The organism is Paraburkholderia sp. Cpub6 (genome assembly GCF_014201065.1).
Lineage (GTDB): Bacteria > Pseudomonadota > Gammaproteobacteria > Burkholderiales > Burkholderiaceae > Paraburkholderia > Paraburkholderia tuberum.
Genome location: NZ_JACHDM010000098.1, coordinates 1 through 1,097, shown reverse-complemented (window position 1 = coordinate 1,097; position 1,097 = coordinate 1). Strand labels below are relative to the sequence as shown.

Annotated in this window: 1 protein-coding gene and 1 pseudogene; both read right to left on the bottom strand. The window is 65.9% G+C overall.

All coding sequences use genetic code 11. The features are described 5' to 3' along the window. Window positions 1-947, bottom strand: a pseudogene (gene tnpC, locus HDG33_RS36870) (IS66 family transposase); the annotation flags it as partial. A gap of 30 nt (window positions 948-977) precedes the next feature. After that, window positions 978-1,097: IS66 family insertion sequence element accessory protein TnpB (tnpB, locus tag HDG33_RS36865; protein ID WP_184041239.1), on the bottom strand; the 120-nt coding region annotated here is incomplete at its 5' end.

Sequence of the window (1,097 nt, the reverse complement as noted above, 5' to 3'; positions counted from 1 at the left end):
CTCGTACAGTTCGTTGAAGCCACTGTAGGCGTCGGCTTGCAGGATGCCCTCGAATCCAGCGAGATGGGTCTGGGGGTGGATGCCTTTGCGCTCGGCGAGTAAGCAAACCACACCGCGGCCGGTTCGGTCGAGCCCGAACGGGTGTCATCGCGCACATACACCCACAGGCGCCCAGTCTTCGTCTTCTTCTTGCCGGGCTCGAGCACCGGGATCGGCGTGTCATCCGCGTGCAGCTTCGACGGTGCCATCGTGTGGCGGCGAAGCGCCTCGGTCAGCGGCACGCAAAGGGCCTCGCACTGGCCGACCCAGCGTCCCATGCTGGCCGGATCCAGCTTCACGCCGTCGCGCGCGGCAATCTGCGACTGCCGGTACAACGGCGCGTGGTCAGCGTACTTCGAGACGAGGATGTCGGCCAGCAGGCTCGGATGGGCAATGCTGCGCGTGATCGGCAGGCCGGGCATGGACGGCTGCGAGAAGTGGTGGCCGCACGGACAGACCGTCTTGCGCCGGATCGTGCGGATCACCTTGAACATTGCCGCGACGCGGGCGAGCTGCTCGGACACGTCTTCTCCGAGCGGCTGCATGGCGCTGCCGCACTTCGGGCAGGTCGCGTCGGCGTCGAGTACGCGTTCTTCGCGTGGCAGATGCGGCGGCAGCGCTTCTTTCGGCGATGCGTCGCCCACAGGCGTGCTCGCGCCTGATTCGTGGGCGCGTCGCACATCAGCGACACCACGCTCACCGGTCAAGTCCTCGAGCGCGGTTTCGAGCCGCGCGACCTCCCGGTCCAACTGCCCGGACTTGCGGCCGAACTGCATGCGCTTGAGCTTGTCGATCTGCGCCTTGAGCTGCTCGATCTCCAGATCGCGCTCGACAAGCTGGGCACGGGCCTCGACCAGCAAGGCCCGCAGAGTTTCAACATCGTCAGGAAGTTCGGCGCCGTTCGACATGCGGCGCAGTTTACGAGCCTTCCTCGCGGTTTACAACATCGACAGCGCAGCCGTACGACGCGGCTGCCGCCAATCGATGCCTTCGAGCAACATCGACAGTTGCGCCGCCGTCAGATGGACCTTGCCGCCATCGGCGTGTGGCCAGACGAA